A 5,216-nucleotide genomic window follows, 5' to 3' on the forward strand; every position below is an offset into this window, starting at 1 on the left:
ATCTTCCATTGCAATGGGAGGGTTCTGTGATACCTGAGTCTATCAAACATCTCAAGCGGCCTTTTTCATTTGCGGTTGTGAGTGATACACATTTTGTAACGCGGGATTTTATCGGGCAGGCGTTTGACGCGACAAGACCGCTCAGTACTGAGGGGTATGTGGAAAATGTGACCTATTCGCTTGCGCCAATGATGGATGCTCTGCGCGATCTCAAACCGGATTTTATGGTTTTGACTGGCGATGTGGCCGAACCGCCACTGGATCCAGAACGCCACCGCGAGAATCTCAAGGCTGCACTGGATTTTTTTGCCACCTGTGATATTCCTCTGATCATCGCTCGTGGGAATCACGATGGTGTTGCGGCTTTTGATGAGGTTGCGGGACCGCGTATTGCAAAGTTTTTAGGTGAGGTGCCCAAAGCGCATTATTTTTCGTTTGAGGTGGATGGTTGCCAGTTTATTGTTCTAGATACGCCGTTTTGGAATGCTGAGCAATGTCAGTGGCTCAATGCCGTATTGGCAGAAAATGCTTATGCTCCGTCGTTTTTGCTGGGGCATCATCCTATATGGCCAGTGGCACGCGCTTTTTTTTATAATCGCGATTTTCAGACGGATATGGTCAATCTTTTATCTCGGCACGCGATTGATGCCTATTTTTGTGGGCATTCACACAATCAAAGCATTGTGTTACACCGCACGCCCTATTTGCCGGTGTTGCAGTGTATGGGTGCTCTGGTTGGATTGTCTGACGCGCCGCCGCTTCCGCTCAACCACGTTCAAGCCCTTTTGCCCACACCAGATGATCTCATGGCTGTTTGGCCTGGATATATTGAAAATACAGCTCCAGGATGGTTTATGGGATATGTTTCACTGGGCCAGGCGCGTGTGGAATGGCATCATATTAACCGCGGAGCTGAGGCTCTGGTACGCTGGTTTCGTCCTGGCGACATTCAGACTTTTTGGTCGATGGATCCCGCGCCTCCTGCCCAACTCATTGAAGCAAATTTACAGCGTATTCGCCAGGGGATTCTCCGTTTTTGTGCCTGGGATAGTATGGGAGATGCGCGCGTATTTCTCAATGGGAATGAGATTGGTCTTTTGCCGCGCGCAGATAATTTTACGCCGAGTCGCCTGTCTTTACCCCCCAACGCGCTCGCTTGTTTGCAAATGGAAAACAAGGTGCGTATTGAAACAGCGGAGGGAAGCGAGATAACGCTTGGCAATCTGGTTCTCGAAGTGGTATTGCCCGGTGGTCGTTATGTGCGGTCACAAGTTTTTGAAGAGATTTATACGTGGTCTAACCGGTGGGAGGGGTATGAATATGAGACGTTGCAAAAGATGAAACCGGGACGACCGTTGACAACAGTGTTGTCTTTCAGGTGAGGATGTGATGGACGAAAGAAGAGATACCAATCGATTGATCCACGAGACCAGTCCGTATTTGTTGCAGCATGCACACAATCCCGTTGCGTGGTTTCCGTGGGGAGAAGAGGCGTTTGAAAAGGCCATTGCCGAAGACAAGCCCATTTTTTTGAGTGTGGGATATGCAGCCTGTCACTGGTGCCATGTAATGGCACACGAGTGTTTTGAAAACGAGGAAATCGCGCAGATTATGAACGCGCATTTTGTCAATGTGAAGGTCGATCGAGAAGAACGCCCCGATGTCGATGAAATTTACATGAATGCGGTGCAGGTTATGACTGGTTCCGGTGGATGGCCTATGAGTGTGTTTTTGACGCCTCAAGGCGTTCCGTTTTACGGAGGCACGTATTTTCCGCCTGAGAGCAGGCACAACATACCGGGTTTTCCCCAGGTTCTGGAATCCGTTGCCAGGCATTATCGGGAAAAAGGTGATAATGTCGCAGATGTGGCGAATCGATTGCACGAGCACTTGCGGGCGATGGCGCGTATTGATGCGTTGGCAGATGATTTGAGTGAGGTGGATTTTGATGGTGCATTTCAAAAGATCAGATCGAATTTTGATTTTCAAAATGGTGGGTTTGGCACACAGCCCAAGTTCCCAAATGCGATGAATCTCGACGTGTTTTTGCGAATCTATTTGCGTACGGGGAACGAAGAGGCACTCGCGATGGTGACTTTGACGCTCGAAAAAATGGCGCACGGGGGCATTTACGATCAGCTCGGTGGGGGATTTCACCGCTATTCTGTGGATCGCTACTGGCTCGTGCCCCATTTTGAGAAGATGCTATATGACAATGCGCTGCTTGCACAACTTTATGCGCAGACTTATCAGGTGACAGAGCAACCGCTTTTTGCGCGTATCGCTAAATCAATTCTGGATTATACGCGACGAGAGATGACTGCGCCAGAAGGCGGTTTTTATTCTACGCAAGATGCCGATAGCGAGGGGGAAGAGGGCAAGTTTTTTGTGTGGACGCCACAGGAGGTGGTGGATTTATTGGGCGAAGAAGAAGGGGCGGTATTTTGTCGGTATTTCGATGTGACGGCGCGAGGTAATTTTGAGGGGAAAAATATTCTGAATATTCCGCATGTTCATGAGGTGGATGAAGACGCAATGGCACGCAGGTGTGCGATTTTGTTTGAGGCACGAGAAGAGCGTGTAAAACCCGGGCGCGATGAAAAAATTCAGGTGAGTTGGAATGGAATGATGATTTCGGCTTTTGCACAGGCGTATCGGGCATTTGGCGATTCCGTTTATCTGGATAGTGCGTCAGATGCGGCTCAATTTGTCCTGGAGAATATGTGTACGGATCGCGGGTTTTTGTTGCATACCTGTAAAGATAGACAGGCGCGTTTCAATGCCTATCAGGATGATTATGCCTGTTTGATCGTCGGGTTAGTCGATCTGTACGAGGCGAGTTTTGAGCCTTCTTATCTCATTGCTGCTCGCGATTTTATGGAGGTGATGATCGATCAGTTCTGGGATGATGAAGATGGCGGATTTTTCTATACGGGAAAAGATCACGAGGAGCTGATTGTGCGGTCAAAAAATCCCTTTGACAATGCCACGCCCTCTGGTAATTCGATGGGGGCGATGGCACTGCTGCGATTGGGAACGCTGCTGGAGCGCGAAGACTGGCGGGATATGGCCGCCCGTATTTTGCATCTTTTTGGCAGGCATATTCGGGAGGTGCCTTCGGGCTTTGGCAATATGGTTTGTGCCCTGGATCTCTATTTGCAAGGGGCAGTTGAAGTCGCTGTTTTGGGCGATCGAGATAGAGCGGATACGGTTGCACTGCTCAATGTGGTGAATAAAACCTGGCGACCCAATGTGGTTTTGTGCGGGGGAAGCGACACGGTGTCCGACGCTATTCCGCTTTTGAAAAATCGCGGTATGATCGACGGACGCGCCACGGCTTATGTTTGTCGCAATTTTGTCTGCTCTGAACCGGTTACAGATGCCGAGGCACTGGAAAAATTACTGGATGAATCGAGTAAGGGATACTAATTTGGATAGAAGAGTCAACAATCTAATAGCTAAATCCTAAATGAAAGGATATGTTATGGCAGATGTTTTGATTATAGGCGATGGACCTGCGGGATTGAGTGCCGCGTTGTTTTTGGCGAAGAATGGTCAGAATGTGACGGTGTTCGGGCAAGATGGTACGCCAATGCACAAGGCGATGCTTTACAATTATCTGGGTATTCCCGAGATGACGGGCAGTGAGTTTCAGCGGGTAGGGCGCGCACAGGTCCAGAATTTGGGCGGCACAATTGAGGATGTAGAAGTGACCGATGCCGAAAAGACAGATGGCGGGTTTGCGGTTACAACGGCGGATGGAGGCCGGAGCGAGGGGAAGTATCTCATATTGGCGACTGGCGGAACGAGGTCCGCTCCGCCTCGTCGACCTGGTCCTGCTGCGGCCCTCCGAGGGCAAATTGGCCGAGGGGCTGAGTTTGGCTAAGGAGAACAAGGGTATTGTTGCCGATGGAGATGGCCGCACTTCGGTTGAGGGGCTTTTTGCAGTGGGTTGGAATACGCGCCTTATTCGCACGCAGGCGATTATTTCCGCGGGGCAAGGCGCCGCAACTGCGCTGGAAATTCTATCGCTCGAAGCCGGTGAAGATTTCCATGATTTTGATGTGGTTGAATAAGGTGTAATAAATTTCTGTGGGAGGTTCCAGGGCCTGTTCAGACAGATGGGTATCTGGAACCTCTTTTTTTTAAGATGTGAGGTTTCCGGTGAAAATTGATGCCGCGGAAATTCGATATGTCGAGTTGCCACTGATTTCGCCGTGGCGCACGGCTTATGGCGAGGATGCGACGATTCATTCGGTGATGGTTAAACTCTCGGGGGGAGGAACCGCTGCCTGGGGTGAGGCTACGCCGTTTTACGCGCCGACTTATTCGGCCGAGTCAGCCCGATCTGTTTATGAGACGGCGCGGGAATTTTTTTTGCCGCATCTGGTGGGCGAGCAGATAGAGACGGCGGCGGGACTGATGGCGCGGATTGCGGTGTTTAAGGGCAACCCTTTTGCCAAAGCGGCTGTGGAGACTGCGTGGTGGGCATTGGATAGCAAGTTGAAGGGCATACCGCTCTGGCAGTCGCTGGGCGCAATTGATCCTACGGTGGCATGTGGTGCTGATTTTGGTGTGCAGGATACGATTGATGAACTTTTATCGTTGATCCAGGGAGCTGTGGATGTGGGATATCCGCGTATCAAGTTGAAGGTACGACACGGATGGGATATTGAGATGCTCAAAGTCGTGCGCTCGGCTTTTCCCGATCCCGTGATTCACGTGGATTGCAACTCGGGATATGATTTGAACGCAGATTTTGATACGCTCAAGGCATTTGATCAGTTTAATTTGGCGATGATTGAACAGCCATTGGATCATTTAGATTTGATTGAACACGCAGAGTTGCAAAGTCAAATTGAAACGCCTGTGTGCCTGGATGAGTCGGTAAAACGTCCGCGGGATTTTGAACTCGCCCTGAAAATTGGTGCCTGTCGCGTGATCAATGTGAAACCGGGGCGCGTGGGCGGCTTGTTAAACGCTGTGGAAATTCACGATATGGCGCGCGATGCAGGCGTGGATGCATGGGTGGGCGGGATGCTGGAGAGCGGTGTTGGCGCCGGGATTTGTGCGGCGTTGGGTACGCTGCCGGGATTTAACTATCCAGCAGATGTGTTTCCATCCCGCAAGTTCTATGTTGAGGATATTACAGACCGGTGGATTGAACAGGATGAGAATTGCAATGTAGTACTGGACGAGACGCCCGGTGTTGGGTT

3 protein-coding genes and 1 pseudogene are annotated in these 5,216 nt (G+C 50.5%); all 4 read left to right on the top strand.

Annotated features, from left to right (window positions below):
• A partial coding sequence (locus tag OXG87_17870; protein ID MCY3871421.1) for a metallophosphoesterase occupies positions 1-1,382 on the top strand: 1,382 nt, incomplete at its 5' end.
• Between the two features lie 7 nt (positions 1,383-1,389).
• A complete protein-coding gene (locus tag OXG87_17875) occupies positions 1,390-3,429 on the top strand; it encodes a thioredoxin domain-containing protein (GenBank protein MCY3871422.1) in 2,040 nt (679 codons plus the stop codon).
• A 55-nt stretch (positions 3,430-3,484) separates the two neighbouring features.
• A pseudogene (locus tag OXG87_17880) lies at positions 3,485-4,076 on the top strand (NAD(P)/FAD-dependent oxidoreductase).
• Positions 4,077-4,164: 88 nt separating this feature from the next.
• The coding region (gene menC, locus OXG87_17885) for an o-succinylbenzoate synthase (GenBank protein ID MCY3871423.1) at positions 4,165-5,216 on the top strand (1,052 nt) is incomplete at its 3' end.

The organism is Gemmatimonadota bacterium, from assembly GCA_026706845.1.
Classification (GTDB): domain Bacteria; phylum Latescibacterota; class UBA2968; order UBA2968; family UBA2968; genus VXRD01.